This window comes from Pontibacter sp. GD13 (assembly GCF_058216355.1).
The window spans coordinates 718,826-739,113 of sequence record NZ_JBYZMQ010000001.1; the positions used below are offsets into that span (position 1 = coordinate 718,826).

General features: G+C 40.7%; 17 protein-coding genes. 2 read left to right on the forward strand and 15 right to left on the reverse strand.

All coding sequences use genetic code 11. The features are described from left to right. Positions 1-35 precede the first annotated feature (35 nt). Complete coding sequence (locus AC4BAN_RS02900; RefSeq protein ID WP_490562857.1) at positions 36-941, forward strand: flavin reductase family protein; 906 nt, start codon at positions 36-38, stop codon at positions 939-941. Positions 942-1,101: 160 nt separating this feature from the next. On the opposite strand, the gene AC4BAN_RS02905 is transcribed toward AC4BAN_RS02900, so the two are convergent. Further along, entirely contained in the window at positions 1,102-3,030 is a 1,929-nt protein-coding gene (locus AC4BAN_RS02905) for a polysaccharide biosynthesis protein (RefSeq protein WP_490562858.1), read from the reverse strand. Positions 3,031-3,858: 828 nt separating this feature from the next. On the opposite strand from AC4BAN_RS02905, the gene AC4BAN_RS02910 reads away from it, so the two are divergent. Then, the gene (locus AC4BAN_RS02910; RefSeq protein ID WP_490562988.1) at positions 3,859-4,614 is read left to right on the forward strand and encodes a DUF6089 family protein; all 756 of its coding nucleotides are present in this window, start codon (positions 3,859-3,861) and stop codon (positions 4,612-4,614) included. 285 nt (positions 4,615-4,899) lie between these two features. Here the strand turns inward: AC4BAN_RS02910 and AC4BAN_RS02915 are convergent, their stop codons facing one another. From AC4BAN_RS02915 to AC4BAN_RS02980, 14 genes are all read right to left on the reverse strand, one after another. Beyond that, entirely contained in the window at positions 4,900-6,042 is a 1,143-nt protein-coding gene (locus tag AC4BAN_RS02915; protein ID WP_490562989.1) for a DegT/DnrJ/EryC1/StrS family aminotransferase, read from the reverse strand. Positions 6,043-6,045: 3 nt separating this feature from the next. Beyond that, positions 6,046-6,660: an acetyltransferase gene (locus tag AC4BAN_RS02920; protein ID WP_490562859.1), complete on the reverse strand. Its 615-nt coding sequence runs from the start codon at positions 6,658-6,660 to the stop codon at positions 6,046-6,048. Between the two features lie 68 nt (positions 6,661-6,728). Next, complete coding sequence (locus tag AC4BAN_RS02925) at positions 6,729-7,103, reverse strand: endonuclease domain-containing protein (protein WP_490562860.1); 375 nt, start codon at positions 7,101-7,103, stop codon at positions 6,729-6,731. Between the two features lie 56 nt (positions 7,104-7,159). Then, on the reverse strand, positions 7,160-7,765 hold the full coding sequence (locus tag AC4BAN_RS02930; RefSeq protein ID WP_490562861.1) for a sugar transferase: 606 nt from the start codon (positions 7,763-7,765) through the stop codon (positions 7,160-7,162). A gap of 169 nt (positions 7,766-7,934) precedes the next feature. After that, on the reverse strand, positions 7,935-9,089 hold the full coding sequence (locus AC4BAN_RS02935; RefSeq protein ID WP_490562862.1) for a glycosyltransferase family 4 protein: 1,155 nt from the start codon (positions 9,087-9,089) through the stop codon (positions 7,935-7,937). After that, positions 9,089-10,075, reverse strand: coding sequence for a polysaccharide deacetylase family protein (locus AC4BAN_RS02940; RefSeq protein ID WP_490562863.1), 987 nt, complete (start codon positions 10,073-10,075; stop codon positions 9,089-9,091). Before AC4BAN_RS02940 ends, AC4BAN_RS02935 begins: the two co-directional genes overlap by 1 nt. A 1-nt stretch (position 10,076) precedes the next feature. Then, the gene (locus AC4BAN_RS02945; protein ID WP_490562864.1) at positions 10,077-11,141 is read right to left on the reverse strand and encodes a hypothetical protein; all 1,065 of its coding nucleotides are present in this window, start codon (positions 11,139-11,141) and stop codon (positions 10,077-10,079) included. Positions 11,142-11,280: 139 nt separating this feature from the next. Continuing rightward, positions 11,281-12,243 (reverse strand): GNAT family N-acetyltransferase, encoded by a 963-nt coding sequence (locus tag AC4BAN_RS02950; protein WP_490562865.1) that lies wholly within the window; start codon positions 12,241-12,243, stop codon positions 11,281-11,283. 199 nt (positions 12,244-12,442) lie between these two features. Further along, positions 12,443-13,630 (reverse strand): glycosyltransferase, encoded by a 1,188-nt coding sequence (locus AC4BAN_RS02955; protein WP_490562866.1) that lies wholly within the window; start codon positions 13,628-13,630, stop codon positions 12,443-12,445. A gap of 59 nt (positions 13,631-13,689) precedes the next feature. Continuing rightward, entirely contained in the window at positions 13,690-14,799 is a 1,110-nt protein-coding gene (locus AC4BAN_RS02960; protein WP_490562867.1) for a glycosyltransferase, read from the reverse strand. A 10-nt stretch (positions 14,800-14,809) separates the two neighbouring features. After that, a complete protein-coding gene (locus tag AC4BAN_RS02965; protein ID WP_490562868.1) occupies positions 14,810-16,045 on the reverse strand; it encodes a glycosyltransferase in 1,236 nt (411 codons plus the stop codon). A gap of 80 nt (positions 16,046-16,125) precedes the next feature. Beyond that, positions 16,126-17,571, reverse strand: a complete 1,446-nt coding sequence (locus AC4BAN_RS02970; RefSeq protein WP_490562869.1) for a capsular polysaccharide export protein, LipB/KpsS family — start codon at positions 17,569-17,571, stop codon at positions 16,126-16,128. A gap of 90 nt (positions 17,572-17,661) precedes the next feature. Then, the gene (locus AC4BAN_RS02975) at positions 17,662-19,458 is read right to left on the reverse strand and encodes an ABC transporter ATP-binding protein (RefSeq protein WP_490562870.1); all 1,797 of its coding nucleotides are present in this window, start codon (positions 19,456-19,458) and stop codon (positions 17,662-17,664) included. 90 nt (positions 19,459-19,548) lie between these two features. Next, the gene (locus AC4BAN_RS02980) at positions 19,549-20,286 is read right to left on the reverse strand and encodes an SDR family oxidoreductase (RefSeq protein ID WP_490562871.1); all 738 of its coding nucleotides are present in this window, start codon (positions 20,284-20,286) and stop codon (positions 19,549-19,551) included. Between the last annotated feature and the right edge of the window lie 2 nt (positions 20,287-20,288).

Below are 20,288 nucleotides of genomic sequence, written 5' to 3' on the forward strand. Positions count from 1 at the left end.
TGCGTAAGCAGTACCAACCTTATATCAGAAAAGCCATGCCTTTCAAAACCATAGATCCCCAAGACATTAAAACCGCAGAAGTGCATGCGCTGCTCTTAGGAGCCATTGCCCCAAGGCCAATCGCCTTCGCCAGCACCACCGATCTGGCCGGAAACGTGAACCTGAGTCCTTTCAGCTTTTTTAATGTGTTCAGTGCCAAACCACCCATTCTGGTATTTTCGCCTGCTCGCCGCGTGCGTGACAATACCAGCAAGCATACCTTAGAGAATGTGCAGGCAACCAAGGAGGTAGTCATCAACATTGCGAACTATGACATTGTGGAACAAATGTCGCTGGCCAGCACCGAGTATGATCAGGGAATAAACGAGTTTGTAAAGTCGGGGCTCACACCGGAAGCATCGGTGCTGGTGAGGCCACCGCGCGTGTTAGAAGCTCCTGTAGCCTTTGAGTGTAAGGTGAACGAAGTGATCAGTTTGGGGCCGGAAGGCGGGGCAGGCAACCTGGTGATCTGTGAAGTGCTGATGATGCACGTGAGCGAAAGTATACTGGACGAACAGGGCAAGATCAGCCCATATAAACTTGATGCGGTTGCCCGGATGGGTGGCGACTATTACCTGCGCGCCAACGGCGACTGTATTTTCGAACTCCCGAAACCGGTCCGGAACAAAGGCATTGGGGTAGATCAGTTACCTGCCTTCATCCGCAACAGCCAAATCCTGACAGGGAATAACCTGGCCAGGCTAGGTAACACCGAGCTTATCCCCTCGGCGGCCGAAGCAGCATCATTTAAAGCTGATCCGCTGGTAGCCTATACTTTAAACAAGTATAAAGATGCACCTGCTAAACTACGCCAGGAACTGGAACTGCTAGGAAAAAAGCTTCTGGAAGATAACCAGGTACTGGAAGCCTGGAAGGTGTTGTTGCTTAGAGAGAAAGTGTAACCGGTAATTGCCTGATCCAATTTGTTGTGTTAGACACTCACAGGTTTTTTAAACACTGTAAGGTCTGGAACGCCTTTTCTTTTGTTTAGTAGTGGCCGAGAGTAAGTAGGGATTTATGTCCCTCTCCTTGAAAGTAGAGGGCCGGGGTGAGGTTAACCTATCAGTTCGCTACATCCAGTTCCTCGTACTTCGAGTTTTTACTTCTGAATTCAGGCACCATCACCTTCATTTTACGAACAACGGCAAAGTCAGTGCTTTCCTTATTCAGGGTTAGCAGCTCTTTGATGTCGTTCACGACCTTATCGTAAGTATACTTCCGAACCTTGGATATCTTTATTTTATGATGATGGGTTGGGATGGTCTTTTCTTCTATGCTTAGCAGTTCTTCAAAAAGCTTCTCTCCTGGCCTTAAGCCGGTGAATATAATCTTAATGTCAACATCCGGAATCATGCCGGCTAGTCGCACCATCTTTTTAGCAAGATCTACGATTTTAACCGGTTCGCCCATGTCAAAGATAAAGATCTCTCCACCGTTGCCCATCGTACCAGCCTCCAGTACCAGCTGCACTGCTTCTGGTATGGTCATAAAGTAACGGGTAATATCCGGGTGGGTAACCGTTATCGGACCTCCCTTTTCTATTTGCGACCTAAAGCGCGGGATAACTGACCCGTTAGAGCCCAAAACATTTCCGAAGCGGGTAGTAATAAATTTTGTCTGCGGAAGCTCGCCCTTTGCGTCAAAATTATCGAGTTCTCCGGATCGGATGCTGTTCAAAGATTGGATATAGATCTCCGCTATCCGCTTAGAGGCTCCCATAATGTTGGTCGGGTTTACAGCCTTATCCGTTGACACCATTACAAACTTCTCCACATCATACGTAAGGGACAGGTCTGCCAGGTTTTTTGTGCCCAATATATTCGTCATGATCGCCTCCGATGGATTATTCTCAATCATGGGCACATGCTTGTAGGCTGCGGCATGGTACACTACCTGCGGGTTATAATCATTGAACAGGGAGTACATCCTGTTAAAATTAGATATATCGCCCATGCATATCTGCAGGTTGGCATCCGGATATGTTTCCTCTATCTCTAACTGCAGATCATGTAAAGGCGTCTCTGCCTGGTCACAAATAATAACCATTTCCGGGCCATAGCTTAGCACCTGTCGCACTATTTCAGATCCAATCGATCCGGCTCCGCCTGTCACCAGCACGCGTTTGCCAGCCAGGTCAGCCGATAGATTCTCATTTTCGATGACAATAGGCGGACGCTGCAGCAGGTCCTCAATTTTAAGGTCCTGCATCTGGTTCATTTGCAGGTATCCGGACATCCACTTAGAGGTAGGAGGTACGGTCAGGACTTTAATGCCTAGTTCCACGCATTTCTCTATGGTCTTCTTTCTGGAAACAGTTTTGAGGTCTTCGCTCATCACCACCAGCTTGTCCACCTTTAACTTTTGCTCCAGTTTCTCCAGTTCATCCACATGAAACACTTTCTTCTGGTGAATGTGCTTGTGAACTTTATTCGGGTTATCGTCAATAAAACCAGCGACTATAAACTTCCCCATGCCACTGGTTTCCAATGCATCTTTCACCAGGATCGCATTGCTGTCAGAGCCATAAATCAGGAATGTTTCCTTTTTTCCGGTTGTGCTGCGCTTGATAAAATAGAATAGGCCCTTCGCCCCCAGTCGGAGAATAATTAGTAAGCCTGACGAAATAAAGAAGTTGATTAAAAGGACCAGGTATACATTAACCGAATTGATATTGAATGCCGGAACAACCCCGAGCCCCATAATAGCCCCATAAATAAGGCTACAGATCAGTACAGCTGTAAAAATACGGTAAATATCCTGGGTGCTTGAATACCGGATGAGGCCCGTATGAAGGCGCATGTAATAAAAAGACACAAGCGACACCAGGCAGTATATGCCCAGGTAAACAAAGAAATGCCCACGAAGTATGGTGGCGAATTCAAATTGCTTTATCAGAAAGAAAGCAAACGCAAAAGACCAACTGGTAATTACCTGATCGATCAGCAGTATGATCCATTTAGGCAAAGATTTATTCAGTAAAAATACTTTCATATAGTAAGTCTGGGTTAAGGCAAGTGAGAAACGGCAGCAACCAAATAGTATTTAATTACGCGTGCTCAATCTCTTCATGCCAAACCGTAAAACCAAGTTTCTAATGTAATGTAAAGTAGGCTATACGGCAGAACTGCAAAAATACTAATATTGTTATTGCCTTTTTATTAAATCTGCAAATATTATAAATATAATTCTGTTACATATAGCTTTACAACTAATACTTACCGCGATTTTCTTTAAAACAGCTTTTTAAACCGTTTTAACGGCTGGTAAGTATATATCTCTATAATCACTCCTTTCAACTATGTAGTTATTATGAAAAATAAAATCTGTTAGCAGCACTTTTAGCCCCTCTTTTAGTTAGTCATGTGAATGTTTATTTAAAAAGCTACTGCATCAGGTTGAACACCATGCACGAGTCGATTATCATGCCTCCAGCTATGAGTTTTTAAGGACTGAATATATTATTTAGTTGATATCATTTGTGTAACAAACTCTTTGCCTTTTCTTTAAGTATAGGGATGATTTCTGACAGTATAATGACACGTATTTTTTTTCGTTATAAATACGTAAATAATAAATAACCCCTTTATTGGATGGAGTTTTTTGCACTAAATTACTTATAGAAAAGAACTTCTGCTTTATATCAAAACAGATTGATTAATGTAAAGAGAGTTTACTTCTTAACCTAATGAAGAACCACTGATCAGGTATAGCTGGTCCAACATTTGATAAAGCAAATGAATAGGTAGTATTCATAGCGACAATAAATATTTAAAAACTGAACACAATAAAATGAGATTACTATATAAAAAGGTAATATGTATGATCTGCCTTTGCCTGGGGCTCACCTTGGTAGCAGCGGCGCAAGACCTCCCTCCCCGATTCGAAATTGGCGCGCAGGTTAGTTCGTTCGTATACCACGGCGACCTGACCACTTATAAATTTGGCTCTCGCAAAACCGCTAAACTGGGCTTTGGAGCCTTTGGCAGCTTCAGGTTTAACGACTTTCTTTCCCTCCGCGCTAATTTTGCTAAAGGCAAGTTAGAAGGCGATGACAAGAAGTACCCTAACCCTATTTTTTCACGCGGATTTAATTTTAACTCACCTGTTACTGAAATATCAGGCCTTTTAGTATGGGATATTCTTGGAAGGGGCAGCAAAGACCGTAGCCCTAATTTATTCCCCTATATAATGGGAGGAGTAGGATACTCTTTTTTAGATATCCAAAGAGACTTTTCTCAAAATGAATACGGCCCTACTCACCCTTATACCTTGGGACTTGAAGAAGACATTCCCCAAACGCTTCCAACACGCATTCCGGTTGTTTTGGTCGGATTAGGGCTACGGCACCATCTCTCCGAAAGAATTTCTGCCCATGCCGAACTTATGCATCGCATTACCTCAACTGATTATTTGGATGGCTTTAGCAAATCAGGGGATCCGAGCAAAAATGACTCCTACTATGTTGCTTCACTTGGGCTAAGCTATAGTTTTGCCAGGAAAGAGGGCAACGGAGGCCCAAGTTTCAGAAGAGGAAAAGGCAGAAGAGGAAAAATAGAATGCCCTGTTTATGAGTAAAAGCTCCCTCGCCCCAATGGGGAGAGGGCTGGGGTGAGGGGTAAGTATTCCAAAATAACATGCCGCAAGTTTAGCGTAGCGCAACTTATTGCTTATCATGAGGCCCGTTTGTAAAGGCGTGTTCCATAACCATATTTCCGCCTTTACAAACTGGCCCTATTTCTAATCACCAGTTACCGCTCCGCTCAAACTGGCGGCAAATGCCTGGAAATTTCCTTCCTTTAATAGCCTCCGCAAAAACCCTCCTCCCGACCTCCTCCCAAAAGGAGGATGAGAAAAACACACCTAATCTACCGCCAATACAGCCTCAATCCCTTTCACTACTCTTTCAAGATCCTGCTCCGTAAGATTAGAGCCGGAAGGCAGGCAAAGTCCTTTCTCGAAGAGCTGCTCACTAGTGCCATCCCCATAAAAAGGGCTGCCTGCAAACACGGGCTGTAAGTGCATGGGTTTCCATAAAGGGCGCGACTCGATATTTTGCTTCTCTAGAGCCAGCCTGATGTCTTCACGACTGATGCCGTTATTCTCATCTTCGTGCACCAATATTGTACTCAACCAACGGTTACTATAGAAATCAGCATTCGGCTCTTCGCAGAATTGAATCTCCTTAAAATCTGCGAAAGCCTGCTTATAAAATGCATAGTTAGCTCTGCGCTGCTCTACTCGGCTCGGTAACACTTCCATTTGTCCACGGCCGATGCCCGCACAAATATTGCTCATGCGGTAGTTATAGCCAATTTGTGAGTGCTGGTAATGTGGCGCTGCATCGCGTGCCTGTGTTGCCAGGAAACGGGCTTGCTTGATCCAGTCCTCTTTAGCCGACACCAAAGCTCCGCCCCCAGACGTGGTAATGATCTTGTTTCCGTTAAACGACAGTATGCTCATAGCCCCGAAGGTACCCAAAGGCTGTCCTTTGTAAGAGGAACCCAAAGCTTCCGCGGCATCTTCTACCACAGGTATGGCATACTTATCTGCTATTGCCATGATCTCATCCATCTCAGCTGGCATGCCATACAGATGTACTACGATAATCGCTTTTGGCTTTTTGCCTTTACTGATCCTGTCTTTGATAGCCTTCTCTAAAAACGCAGGCGACATATTCCAGGTACGGGGTTCACTGTCTACAAATATCGGTGTAGCTCCCTGGTAGGCAATGGGGTTAGCAGTTGCCGAAAAAGTCATGGTCTGGCAAATCACCTCATCCCCAGCCTGAACGCCCAGCATAATCAATGCCAGGTGCAAGGCTGCTGTACCTGAACTTAGTGCCGCAACATGCACGTTGCCTCCCAAATAGCCTGCTATATCACGCTCAAAACCATCTACATGCGGACCAAGCGGCGCAATCCAGTTGGTGTCGAAAGCCTCTTTTACATACTTGAACTCGTTCTCGCCCATGTGTGGGGAAGAAAGCCATATTTTATCTTGCATCATCTAAACTGAATCTGATGGATTAGTATACTTTATAATTTTGCCAGGCACCCCAACCACAACGGCATAATCCGGTACATCTGCAATAACAACAGCCCCTGCACCTATCGTGGCAAATTTCCCAATACGAATGCCCTGTATCACGCTACTGCCAATACCAACATGAGCTCCCTCATCCACCTTTACATTACCGGCAAGCGCAACATTTGGTGAGATATGCACATAATTCGCTAGTATGCAATCGTGGTCAATGGAGCAGTTTGTGTTCAGAATAACATGCTTGCCTATCGTGCTGTCTGAATTCACGGTTACCCCAGCCATTACCACTGTTCCTTCACCCATTTTACAGCGCTTGCTGATTTGGGCGGAAGGATGAACGGCCAAGCCCATTTTATGATCGAGTGCGTTCACCAAGGTGCGTCGGGTTCGGTTATTACCGACAGCTATGATCATCTGCTGTTCATCCAGCTCCGGAAGCTTTGAGGTATGAAAAAGTGGATAATCCAGAAAAGTACTCGTTATTGGCTTATCATCCACAAAAATAATATTCTCCACAGCACTCCGCTCCAGAATCTCAGCAATTACTTTTCCATGTCCACTTGCGCCGTAAATGATCATGTCTATTTGATTTCTATACTGTAGTTTTATTTTACTTTTGTCCCCCTTGGAAGGGGGTAGGGGGATGATTACACTTGCGAGTTAAGTGAGCCAGCAATAAAAGCTTCAACTACTCGCTGCACATTGGGTAAACCCTTCATAACTTCTTCATCGGAAAACCTAAGTGAAGTAAACCCCAGATCTGCTAACACTTTATCTCTTTCTTCGTCTTCTTGTGATTTAAATTTATGAGAATAACCGTCAACTTCTATTATCAGCTTCAGTTCCCGACACATGAAATCAGCAATATAATTATCAATTGGTCGTTGCCGAAGAAATGTGTATCCTGTTTTACCTTTGCTTAGCAACTCACACCAAAGCCTGACTTCAGCCTTTGTAGACTCTGATCTCAGGGTTTTGGCGAAAGATTTTAGCCGCTTATTGTAATGGTTATTCTGCTCCATAAGATTTTCCTTCGCAGGTGTAATCATCCCCCTACCCCCTTCAAAGGGGGACTTTCTTACTTCGTCCCTGTAAACTTCGGCATCGTCACGTTACCCTCCTGCGAGATCCCCTCGCTCTTAAACACTTTGGCTACAGTCATCCAGAGTATCTTCGCATCAAGCCTGAAGCTCAAATGCTCCACGTACCACACATCATAACTGAACTTCTGCTCCCAGGAAATAGCATTACGGCCATTCACCTGCGCCCAACCCGTAATGCCTGGTCTAACCTCATGCCGCTTCGCCTGCAGCGGAGAGTACAAAGGTAAATATTCTACCAACAATGGCCTCGGACCGATCAGGCTCATATCTCCTTTTATGACATTTAGTAATTGTGGTATTTCATCCAAAGAGGTCTTCCTTACAAAGCTGCCAACAGTAGTCAAACGGTCCGCATCAGGTAACAAATGTCCACTGGCATCCCTCCTATCATTCATCGTCTTGAACTTGATGATCCGGAAAACTCGTCCATCTTTTCCCGGACGCTGTTGAAAGAAGAAGGGCTTTCCTTGGTTAGCAATAGCAAGTAAAGCCGTGCAGCACAGGAATACCGGAAAGAGCAGTATGAGTCCAATCAAACTGAGGGTAAAATCAATAAATCGTTTGAAGAAAATCCTGTACAACGCGTTGGTTTATTTTATTGCGAGAGCAAATTTACGGATATGTTCGAGAAGAAATGAGCATTTTTTCTCCTCCTCCCTTTGGGAGGAGGTCGGGAGGAGGGTTTTGTGGTGCCAACTTTAGGAAAATTCTCCTCTCCCCAGCCCTCTCTCCCAAGGGGCGAGGGAACTCTTACATTTTCAACGCCTCCCGATACTCCTCTAAAAGCAGTCCCCAAAAATGCGTCTGCTCATACCGCTCCACAATCATCCGTCGGGCATTTGCTTTTAAATGCGCATACAAGTCCTTATCTACAAGCAACCGTTCCATAGCCTCCTGTAAAGCATCCACAGACTTAGGAGGAATTATCAAACCATTCTCGCCATCTACCACAATCTCATTACAGCCATTGATATCCGTCACAATACTCGGAAGATCGAAGCAACCTGCTTGCATGGGTACATTCGGGAAACCTTCCCGGTAAGACGGAAAGGCCAGAGCATTACTAATTGCCAGGTAAGGACGTACCTCGTTCTGGTAGCCAACGGATAGTATTTCTGGATTATGCTCAATTTCCTGTAAGGTACTATCCTGCAGGGGATCCAGGTCCTGTTCCAGAGGGCCTACAAACAGTAGCTTTATAAAAGCGTTCTGCTTTTGCAAAGCAGTAAAAGCACTTACTAACTCCTGTATCCCTTTATCTTTAACTATCCTGCCAATGAAAATAAACAGGAAATCCTTTTCATTTATACCAAGCTCGTGTTTTAGCTGTTGCACAGCTTCCGGATCGACTGCATCTATGCTGAAATAACTCGTATTGATACCGTTACTACTACCGTTTCCGATCACTTTCACTTTATCCGGTTTACAGAACCTGCTCTCCAGAATAAATTCTTTGAGCACCGTAGAATTGGGATATACTTTAGTTGCACAGGCATACGTTAGCTTTTCAACTGCATTTAAAACGCTTCTTCTCGAACCTGTCGCTTCCATTAAGGGCAGACCGGCCACAGTATGTAACCGAACCGGGGCACCGGCCAATTTTCCCCCTAGCATACCAATAATACCTGCTTTTGGAGTATGCGAATGGATAATGGCTGGTCGATACTTTTTACAAAGTTTGTAGAAATCCCATAAAGCTTTAAGATCAGCCAGCGGCGTGATCTTGCGTGTCATGGCTAAAGGAACGTGGGCGCACTCCTGCTCAACCACTACCTGTTCTACCAATTCTCCTTCGGCAGAAATCATAAGTGGCTCAAAACCATTCTGTTTCATAAAAGGCAACTGGCCTGTTATTAATTTTTGCAGGGAAATAGGAACGGTTGTGATACGGAAAAGAACTGCCATTATGCCTCGCTATTCTTCAAGTGTTCGTAAACTTCTCCCATACTCATACTCACCATACCATGCTTTTTTTCCAGTATCTTAAAATGATCGAGTATAACGGACAGGTCTGCCATACTTTGAACTGGATTATCTCCAAAATTGTGCGGATGCCACCACAGGTGATAACATTCCCTCTTCTTGGCAGCAACGGACATTTCCTTTAACACTCTGCTTAACCGCAGTTCATTTAAGAATTTGTTATCCGCGTGCACTGGTCTTAGCAAGCGACTCGCCGGCAAAGAAAGCGGCATCCCATCTTTCATTTCTAATGAAGACAATTTATATGATGTTCTTTTACCCAATGGCACATAACCATCGCCGGTACGGAATATTTTTTTTGATAGCTTATCTACCACAGTCTGTTCCCAAAACCAGTCTTTCGGGTTAGATCGTACCGTTGTTATACCTTCTTCAAAACAAACTTTCAGATACGATTCATTATATTGATTCCGGGGGAATACCAGTGAACGTAAAACAGCACCATGTTTTGCCGCTATTTTTTTAGCAGCTTGCAGATCATTCCTGAACTGCTCTATCGTTTGTCCGGTTTCCTGGCAATAATAATGGCTGAAGGTATGTGTTCCTAACTCCTGGTAGGGAGTGTTTTTAATCTGCTCTATCAACTCCGGGGCAAAAAAGAAAGGATCATTGGCTACTATACCCGAGAACCTTTCCTTCAGCTTATAAGCAGATAAATTAATATTAGAATATCCAGGTTGTTTGTTCGGTATATACTGCTCCCATTCCTCCCAGTTTTCAGTAAAAAGCATTCCAACTGTAGCCCAGGTTACATGAACACCCTGCTTCGCAAACACGCTGAGCATTTCCGGAATCACATGACGTGTATTTTGAAAATAAGTCCGCCTCTCATGCAGCGGGACTTTATCAAAAATACCCCAATATAGTTCAAAGTCCAGGGAAATGGTAAATACAGGTATGTTTTTCATGCTATTGTTGCTGCATACTTAGTGTTTGCTGTTGCTCTATTAATTTCTGGCGCTTAAAGAGTAGCTTCCGCTTTTTAAAATCCAGGAAAGAAATGATCACAAAGAAGAGGAAGTACATGACCATACTTTTCTGCCTGGTGGCAATTCCCAGGTTAGACATCACAAAAGATAGGGCTATTGAGGAAGTTAAAAAGATAACCAGGCTCATCTTCACTAATGAAGTAGAAGTTTTCAGGAACTTAAAGAAATCCTTATCCCACAGCTTAAAAGTAAGAAAGAGATAAAATAAGTTTTCCAACGAAATGTAAAGACCTAATGCACCTGGAGCATCGATAAAAAGTGGTCTGTACCAGAAAGTAAAAAGTTTTAAAGGTAGTGGGTAACTGTTCATGTCTACTCCTGAACCGGACTCACTTAAACTTGCAGCACGATCTGTTGCAAACTCATCAAAGCTGCTGAATACCTCCTGCTCATTAATATTTGCAACCGCTAGTATCTGATCATAGAAAAGAGCAATTGCTCCAATAAAAGCTACATACACAAGTATCTTCTGATACATGGGTACTTTTTCTTTCCCAGTAAAATAACCTAATACAGCTCCAAGACCTAAAAACAGAAACATGTGTGGCCTGATATTGAACACGATCAAGGCCCCTGCTAATAAAGTTAAAATCCTTTTCTGAGGTATGCGCATGGCATAAGTAAACATCCCAATACCCAGAAAAATTAGTGAGCCTTTACCAAGAGATGCCGTCCAGAAATGCATGTTAGGCAGGAATATTATGAGTGTGATGATCTCAATATTCCATAGCTTTAATTTTATTTTGATGTTCTCTTTGAAGAACAGGTAAAAGTATAAGAAGCCCACGTAGCCGAACCAGGCAAACAAAAACATGGAGGCTTCATATGAAAAGCCTAAGGAATGAGTAAAGGGGTAGGCAACAAAATCAATGAATTTTGTCCCTGTCTGGTAAATTCCCAACCATGAATCATAACCACCGGAAGTACGTTCATAATAGGCTTTTGAATCGGATGCATTAAAGGTAGCATACAGGTAGTATATCAACCAGAACAGCACATGAAAGAAGTACAACTTATTCATCAAACTAATAGACAAATAAGGATGTGTTTTTTTAAAGAGCCTCAGGATAGGCTGGTTGACCAGGTATAATACTACCAGTAAAATGAGTGCACCTAGCATTTGCTTAAAATAATTCCATATCCCCTAATGAATAGCCCCAGTTCTGTTGCTTTACTAATGTCTCAAAATCATCCTCTGGCAACAAAAGGTTTCGAAGCGTAACAATTGGCCCTTTATCCACAACCGGGATAAGACCCATTTCAGGATAAAAATTGGAAGCTAAATTGAAATGGCTGCCGGAAGTTGACACAAGGAACGATGATTTTGATGCCTCTTTAAATGATTGCCTTAATTGCTTTCGCGACAATTCGTTAAAGGCATTCTCATTTACAAACAGATCTACTACTCGTAACTCTGTACCAAAAGAATGTACTTTAAGTCTATAAAATAAAATGTAGGATCTATAATCAGACAGGTAATAGTAATCAAATAAAGGGTTATTCTGATAACGCCAGGAAATATAAGCTGGCGTTAATATCGTATGTAAACTTTTTGATTTTGATACGGGATTAACTACAAGGGGCATGAAACTCAGGAGTTTAGTCCAATCCTGATCAGGTGTAGTATGTTTAACGGTACTTTTGTATGCAAATGGATTAAGTTTAAGCTTTAGGGGCATCCTGCCTTGCTCAACCCATCCCATTTTCAAATATCCTGGCATGCTGCTTTGATTGGGAGTATTATACACAATACTTGTTCCCGCTACTTTTGCATCTTCAATCCCTTGCAAGGTTAGTCTTTTAAAAATGCCTTTACCTTGAAAGTCCGGATGAGTAGCTGTATCTACCGCACGAACAGCCTTTATCAATTTTCCATTATAATGCCACTGCCATTGTAAAAAAGCCCTCACCCCTACCACCTTACCTTCATCTTCTGCAACTAATACAGGAGAAGCTCCGTGTGGATTCTCCACATGCTTCCACTTCCACAAATGCTCCGACTTCTCTATCAACCCTTCTCCTAAAGATGACTTCAGTAAATCAACAATAGCTGGTATATCCGCTTCAGTTCCTTTTCTTATTTGCATAGTATTTATGTATTCCAACCACCCCTAACCCCTCCTTGTCTAAGGCGGGGAGTTTTAATTACTCTGAGCTATTTTCTCGATAATAGTTAAGTTAATACAAGTGTAAACGATAGGCAAACATTCAAAACTAGTACAGTACTACAGTAAGAGAAGATTCCCCGCCTTAGACAAGGAGGGGTTAGGGGTGGTTGGGCCCGGCTTACCCTCTTTCCTCGTTCAAGAACAAATATAACTGTTCCAGTTGGCTTGCCATCTTATTTATACTGAAATCCTGCACAACCCTGGTTCTGGCACCTGCGGCTATCTTTTTTAGACGCTCGGGGTCATTGAACAACTCCGCGCCCAAATCAGTCAGTTTCATATAATTATCTACTTCACAGAGCAAACCAGACTTACCATCTTCCACTACCTCCTCTACACCGCCGGCTTTTGTACTGATCACAGCGCACCCACAACTCATGGCTTCCAGTAAAGCGATTGGCAGTCCTTCAAAGATCGAGGACATCATGTAAATGTCCATGGCGCTGAAGTAGGGCTTTACATCTGTTTTGAGGCCTGGCATGTGCAAGCGCTCCTCTATGCCCAGTGACTTTCTTTTTGCCAGCAGTTCTTCTTTAAGCGGTCCATCTCCAACAATAATGAAATGCGCTTCTGGTATTTTTTTCAAAATCTCTGCAGCAATCTCCATCCATACATCCAGGCGCTTCTGAAAGCGGAATACAGACACCGTACCAATGACAGGGGCGTTAGCCGGTATACCTAGTTCCTGCCGTATTTGTAGACCCGCCTGCTCATCCCGCACAAAATGTGCCGTATTCACCCCATTGAGAATGTTGAGCAAGTAAGGCTTCTGTCGTTTCCCGTCAATCATGGCCCCTTTTACAACAGACAACTCAAGTTCACTGAAATTAGCGCCGGCATTTTTTCGAATAGACTGCTGCACATCATCCGACACTGCTACAGCAGCATCCTGCCAGCCAAAGCTGAGCTTGTTCAGCCAGTACGTGATCTTATTATAACGCTCCCATTTATTGTGTTCGGTATAGACGATAGGTACACCCATCTTCTTTCCTACCAGCCTTGCAATTACCCCGGCCCAGGGAAGGTGGCTATGGATCACATCTATTTTATGTTCCTCCACATAGCGACTGATCTCCCCTACTCGCTGAAACATCTGCAGGTTGTTATTTGCCTTGAAGCAAACAGCCTTAGCTCCCAGCGCTTCAATGGCAGGCACCATCTGGTCTTTCCAAGGTAGGAAATAAGCAAAATGGAAGTCAAATTGCTCCCGATCATGAACTTTTAAGGTTTCCGGCAACAGCATTTCAGCGCCACCTCTCCCTAAGGATTTGATCAGGTGCAGGACCTTAATTTTATGCTCTAACACGAATTATTTTTTTCATTAACCTTGAGACTCCCCTCCTCGGAGGGGTTAGAGGTGGGTTATTAACTATGAAAATATTTACCATAAATAACTTGCTCATATGCTTCCTTGAATCTAGCTGCAATTTGTGAATTCATATATTCACCGATAACTAAATGATGAGCATTTGCTACTTTCTGATCTACTTTCTGCCCACCAACCAACACTTCATTAACTGCATGAATGAAACCAGTTTTATCTCCCTTCTCAATTAACCACCCTGTTGTATCATTAACCACTTCACTTATCCCCCCTACATTATTAGCAACCACCGGCGTCTGACAATACATTGCCTCTAATATCACACCTGGTAATCCTTCAATTAAGCTTGGCATCAGAAAAGCGGTAGCATGTTTTAATACCTGCAGCACATCATTACGATAGCCGGCAAATAAAACACGATCCTTACAATAGAGACCGGCAGCTTTGTTCTCCAATTCTGCCCGCATCCGACCGTCGCCAATAATAATCAAGAATACGGATGGATCATTCTGGGCTACAGCATCAAAGATATTAAGAAGTGCCTCATGATTCTTCTCAGGCACCAGGCTTCCGATATTTACCAGAACTCTGTACTTTTTATAGATTGATTGCAGATCAGCTGGTGGCTCGGAGGATATTTCCTGCTCCTCCACACCAATAGAAATTGTTTTAATCCTTGAGGCCGGGAAACTGAATGTATGGATAAAGTCCTCTTCACAAAGTTGACTCACTGAAACAACAGCCTTCACTTGATTTACAAAAAACCGATTTAGCAAATACTTTGGTTTTGTATTTATGAAATCACCCATCTTGTTAGCATTCCTAAATACAACAGGGATTTCCCATCTATAAAACAGCTTGCTTAATATGGCAAACTTTAAAGTGTCACCAGCATTCACCTGGATTAAATCCGGTTTTTCGCTCTTTATCAAATCTGCGAAATCTTTCCAGGCTCTAAAATCCCACAAGCGTTTGTTCAGAGGTCTCTTTAAGTGACTGGTTTTACCGCTGAAGGGTAAATCTGCAGCACCTTTAAATACAGAAATCAGATGTACATCAACACCTGATTTCTGCAAATGATTAGAAAGTTGGGACGCAAACATTTCTGCGCCTCTGAGTTGAGGCTTTTGTACCAGTTGTATGACTTTCAATGTGCAAAATTTAATAAGGGATACTCAGCTTATCACAAACGATTTTCATTTCATGCAACCATGTTCCTTCTTTTTCAAAGAAACTTATTGCATTGCAAACTAATTTTTGATGAAGCTCCTCATTGTCTAATAGCATATTCATTTTTTCAGCTAAATTATTAGCGTTACCTGCTTCATAAAAAAGCAGATCATTTTCATCTATAAAAATAACTGGCAGATTACCAGCCTCAGGAGCAATAACAGCTTTACCAACTGCAAGGTATTCTCTTAACTTTAATGGAGAGTAATGAAACCCTTCAGAAGAATTAGCACTAACTAAAGCTATATGAAAATTTGCTAAATATTGTGGTATTTCTGTAAATGGCCTTTTACCAGTAAAAATTACTTTTCCTAGGATGCCTAAGTCTTCTGCTAGCTTTTGCGTTTTATCAAACTCTAATCCATCACCTACCAGCATCAGGACTGCATCATCGTGTTTCTCACTTACTTTTTTAAATGCCAACACAACAGTATCTAAACCATGAAAGCTCCTAAAACTACCAGTCCAACCAATTACTTTCTTACCCTCTAGCTGGTATTTTCTTTTAATTTTACTTCCTTCTATACCAGGGTTGAATACAGAGGAATCAACCCTATTATGTGAGACTATCACTTTATTAGCGCTTACCCCCATCTGTATTACTTTATCTCTTACCTCCTCTGAAACACAAGATACTAAGTCCGCTTTTTTTAATGAAGCTGCTTCTACATATTTCTCGAGCAAGTTTCCCCATAGAGGGCGCTTAACTCCCCACTTCCGCGCCTCCCAAACAGCTGCAGCCTCAACTGAAATTACCAATGGCACACTTAATTTATCTGCAAATCTCCTACCAGGGCCAGGAAACAGGTCGTGCCTCTCCCACACAAGTTGAATATCTTTATTAAATATATCGGAGCTTTCTATAGGCCAGGTGACTGGTTTACTTTTGCTTAATTTCCAATCCTTATAAGCAGTAATAACGAACTCTGGAATGATTTTACGTACTAATTTGAGCTTTTGAATAGGGCGGGTTGAAACCTTTGTACCTCTAGGGAAAAGCATAGAGTCTTCTGGAGTAAAAACGCCATCCGTCGTTACAACTTGTGCATCTCCCCATAACTGTTTTCCAGCTGATGCCCACCCTGATGTCGTAATCCAACCAGCTTCATTACCACGCCATGCAGTACTTGCTCTAGGTACTATAAATAAAGCCGTTTTATTTTTCAACTTTTTGTAGTTTACTAGTAATACATAGTTAAAAGACCTACTATACTAATAGTTAGAAAGCAATAGCATTTATTATGTAATCAATTTTTGATTTTTAGTAACTTTAGAGTTTTATAATAGACTTTGAAAGGAAGAGTAAAACTATCTATGGCATCACCTCTAAATGTATGATTCCCTCTTACATCCGAAGAATAGTATTTAGATTCAATTCCTCCCGTTATATAATAGTAAGCATGTTTTTCCGCGTTTACTTTATTTTTAGGTTTAAGTGATTTGAACAACAAATCTGAAACAGAGTCCTTAGAATTTGGCACATGTGCAACATCTGAATAGTAGTAGTAGCCTTTTCCTACAAGTATAACCGGTTTTCCCCAGTATGAAGCCTCCAATCCTATAGTACTACCAAAAGTCACGACTTTCGATGCAGCATCCATCAGAGCATACGTATCTATATCCTCTTCAGGTCGTACTATAAATACATTATTAAATTTATTTTCAAGTTCATAAATAGGATCTAAAAAGTCTCTATTAAGTCCCTTTAGATTAGGGTGCATGCGAATAGCCAATTGGTAATCCTTTCTCTTTGAAACTAAATCAGCTATATAAAGAATTCCTTCTGTCTGATCATTGAAAATAGGGTTACTAAATGCTTTGCCTATAGCTGCAAATTCATCATCAGAACTGTTATAAAGTACGACAAGCTTTTTATCTTTATCAAAGTAGTTAGGTAACTTTCCTTTCTTCTGAAGAGTCGTATAAGATCTATCTACAATAGCCTCTCCATGCCTTTTCCTTGAGTAGAAATCAAAAGCTATTTTTTCCTTTTTCCCATTATCTTTTTCTGACTCCCAATGTTGATTTATTTGTTGCTCCCTTAGCTCAATATTATGAGGTAATGAATCTCCATATTCTTCATAATAGCCACCAGTTCGCAAACTTTCAAATACAGAAATTTTTATATTTTCTATATGTGCTGCGGCAAATGCAGCCCTATAGTAATCCCATCGTCCATTAAAAAGTAAAAGTTTATTAACACTGTTATCTTTAATAAACCTTCTTAAAGCATTATAAATAATTAACGACTGGAAAGCTAACTGTTTGAGTATAGCTTGATCTTCTACATTCTCAAAATTCCTTTTCCTTGTTTTTGAAATAAAAGAAGAATAAACTGACTGTCCGAGCTCAAAGTTCTCTACTACAAGATCGTTTGTTATAAAGGATACATCATTAAGCACTCTTTCAGCAAACTTTCGATCTGACTCATTGATTACATCCTTAAGTATTAAATTTTCAAACTCCCCTCTTATAAGATTATTTATATTACTTTGCCTGAGCACACATATCTCACACATATATTTTAAACCATAGGGATTGAACCCACATGTTTTAAATGTCTTGTTGTTGCTCAAGAAGTAAACAGTATTTCCTTTATCAATTTCTTTTTGCAAAAGTTCAAGGTTTGGCCCTAGAAACTTTGGTGAAAAATTAAAAGGAGAAAAGATTAACACTTTATCCTTAGTATCCATGAAATTAAATTACTTCCTTATTACATTGTCCCTGGTACATACCTTTTACAAGGAAGTTCAGGAAATTAAATATGCTGTTGAACTATAAAATTAAAACTCTTGCAGTTCAGCCATTCTCTTAAAGTCAACTGACTTTAATTTTAAGTCATTGAATGTTCCAACATTTTCAACTTTACCATCCTTAAGATAAACTATCTTATCTGCGTTTTTAACGGTAGATAGACGGTGTGCAATTATTATAATTGTTATTTTACCCCGAAGCTTTTCTATGTTTTCTTGTATGGCCCATTCAGTCTCCGAATCTAGAGCAGAGCTTGCTTCATCCATGCATAATATTTCAGCTTCTTTATATAGCTCCCTTGCAATTGATATTCTTTGTTTCTGTCCTCCGCTTATCATTATACCGTTATTCCCAAGAAGTGTATTTTCATGGTCAGGTAAAGTTTTTATAAAGTCAGTTAACGCAGCCATTTCAATAGCTACTTTATAACGAGCTAAATTCTCCTCTGAATGAGCACCCCAAAAAGTTACATTGTTAAATAGAGTATCATTGAAGATAACTGCCTCTTGTGTAATGTAACCAATTTTCCTCTGAAATGACTTAAAATCAATTTGCTTAGATTCTATTCTGTCAATGTAATAGCCTCCCTCTTTTGCAGGTAGTAATCCACAAATGATATTCATTAACGTAGTTTTACCCGAACCACTTTCTCCAACCAATGCTAATGTTTCATTCCTTTTAATTTCTATGTTTATATTCTCTAAAATTGGTTTTGTTCCAAATGAAAAATTTAAGCCTTTCAACAATAATGAATCTTCAAAATGGTCTATTTTAATGCTCCCATAATGTTGTTGATTTTCAGATAATTCTTTTGTAAAATCAGTCATATTCTCTAAGGAACCTGAAACAGACAAAAAGTTATTCCAAAAATTCTGCATGAACATTAGATAAGAAAGAGACCTGTACAGAAACAGCAAACTTAATATTACAAGACCCAAATCTTGATTGAAAATTTTAGTGTGGATAATGATCACGGTGACCACCACGAGTATTATTGTTGGCTCTCTAACAGCAATTAAAAAAATAGAAAGAACTCCAAGTCTTCTTTGATGCTTTTCAATAGATAATATTGAATTCTTTAATTTATTACCAAATTCATAGATCAAACCAGAAGCTTTAAGATATTTAAAATTCGCTACTTTCTGTATCAGAAGCCCTTGAAATTCATGCATTTCCAAAGTCAATTCTTTAGATAAACTTTTCGTTAGCTTATAAGCCCGCTTCAATGCATAGTTAGTAAGACCTCCACCTACTGCAACTAATACAGCAAATTGTGGATTTGCAAAAAAAGCAAGAATGATATATACAATTACTAATACTCCATATTGTGTGGATGTAAAATAATATCTATATGCTTGTAATAGCTTTTCAACTTCGCCACTAAAAGTATTTTGAATTCTACCAGAATCACTAGTAACAAAAGATTCAAATCGGTAATTTGATAACAGATTTATATTTGAAAAGCGGATTTGTCGAATAAACTTTTGTTCTAAAATCACTCTATTATACCCCTCTAAAAACTTCATTCCCCCTTTGAGGGCGAAAAAAACTAATATTACTAATAGAATGCTTGTAAGGTCAAGTTTAAGTCCTATATATTGAAGACCTTCAACTAAGAAAGCCATATTCCCCATTTGATCCGTAGCTACAACATCATTGTTACCTACCATTTGCAGTAAAGGTAAGAACATAGCTAATCCTAAGCCATCTAATACGCCAACCAACAAACTCAGTGTAAAAGCAAGAAAAATTCTAGCTTTTAAGTATGAATAGAAGTACCAGAAATTTTGGAAACTATTCCGTAATATTTTTTTTATTTTATTCACTTCACAATTTTATCACTCTGCAAAAATAGCTATTTTAGTTGAGGTCTCATTTATGATGTTTTGCATCTCTAGAAAAATAACTCATCTAAACTATATAGCAGTCCAGCCACCATCTACAACTAAATTATGACCTGTTATGTATTTAGCCTCATCAGACAGAAGAAAAGAAACTGCCGGTGCAATATCATCTGGATTACCCATTCGCCTCATTGGGACCTTCTTTTCATATGCACTTATAAACGGTTCAGGCTGCTGATATAATATTCCTCCTGGAGACACACAGTTAACTCTTATTCCATGCTGACCGTACAAAGAAGCAAGATACCTGGTGAAGTTAACTAAACCACCTTTAATGGCAGAGTATGCCGCGGGAGGATTAATGGCAGTTCCTTCATAAATGGTAAAATCATTTCCTACAATACCATAAATAGAGGCAATGTTTACAATACTCCCTGCCTTATTTTGTTTCATTTGTTTAAGAACTGCCTGAGTAATCACAAAATAGCTATTCAACTGCAAATCAATATTTTGTCTCCAAGATTCTGTAGTTATTTCCTCAAATGGTGCACCCCAGTCTTTTGTTCGTGGATAAGCATTATTTACTAACCCATCTATTTTGTGATACTTCTCCAGAACAGAGTCAATAGCTTCATAAATACTGGTATCATTTGTGACATCGCAGAAAACCTTTTCTTGAGCAAAATCAGTACTAACACTAACATCTAGATTCAAGGCAATGGCTCCTTTTTCCCTAAAAACTTTGATAAATTCTTTACCAAGTAAACCACTACCACCAGTAACAAGTATAACTTTATCTTTCAACAACATCT

What these genes read in the sequence shown, in the direction of transcription:
- AC4BAN_RS02950 (WP_490562865.1), bottom strand. Translation starts at nt 12,243, where the DNA reads ATGCAAATAAGAAAAGGAACTGAAGCGGATATACCAGCTATTGTTGAT.
- AC4BAN_RS02905 (WP_490562858.1), bottom strand. Translation starts at nt 3,030, where the DNA reads ATGAAAGTATTTTTACTGAATAAATCTTTGCCTAAATGGATCATACTG.
- AC4BAN_RS02940 (WP_490562863.1), bottom strand. Translation starts at nt 10,075, where the DNA reads ATGAAAAACATACCTGTATTTACCATTTCCCTGGACTTTGAACTATAT.
- AC4BAN_RS02970 (WP_490562869.1), bottom strand. Translation starts at nt 17,571, where the DNA reads ATGGATACTAAGGATAAAGTGTTAATCTTTTCTCCTTTTAATTTTTCA.
- AC4BAN_RS02915 (WP_490562989.1), bottom strand. Translation starts at nt 6,042, where the DNA reads ATGCAAGATAAAATATGGCTTTCTTCCCCACACATGGGCGAGAACGAG.
- AC4BAN_RS02920 (WP_490562859.1), bottom strand. Translation starts at nt 6,660, where the DNA reads ATGATCATTTACGGCGCAAGTGGACATGGAAAAGTAATTGCTGAGATT.
- AC4BAN_RS02900 (WP_490562857.1), top strand. Translation starts at nt 36, where the DNA reads ATGCCTTTCAAAACCATAGATCCCCAAGACATTAAAACCGCAGAAGTG.
- AC4BAN_RS02980 (WP_490562871.1), bottom strand. Translation starts at nt 20,286, where the DNA reads ATGTTGTTGAAAGATAAAGTTATACTTGTTACTGGTGGTAGTGGTTTA.
- AC4BAN_RS02935 (WP_490562862.1), bottom strand. Translation starts at nt 9,089, where the DNA reads ATGGCAGTTCTTTTCCGTATCACAACCGTTCCTATTTCCCTGCAAAAA.
- AC4BAN_RS02910 (WP_490562988.1), top strand. Translation starts at nt 3,859, where the DNA reads ATGATCTGCCTTTGCCTGGGGCTCACCTTGGTAGCAGCGGCGCAAGAC.
- AC4BAN_RS02925 (WP_490562860.1), bottom strand. Translation starts at nt 7,103, where the DNA reads ATGGAGCAGAATAACCATTACAATAAGCGGCTAAAATCTTTCGCCAAA.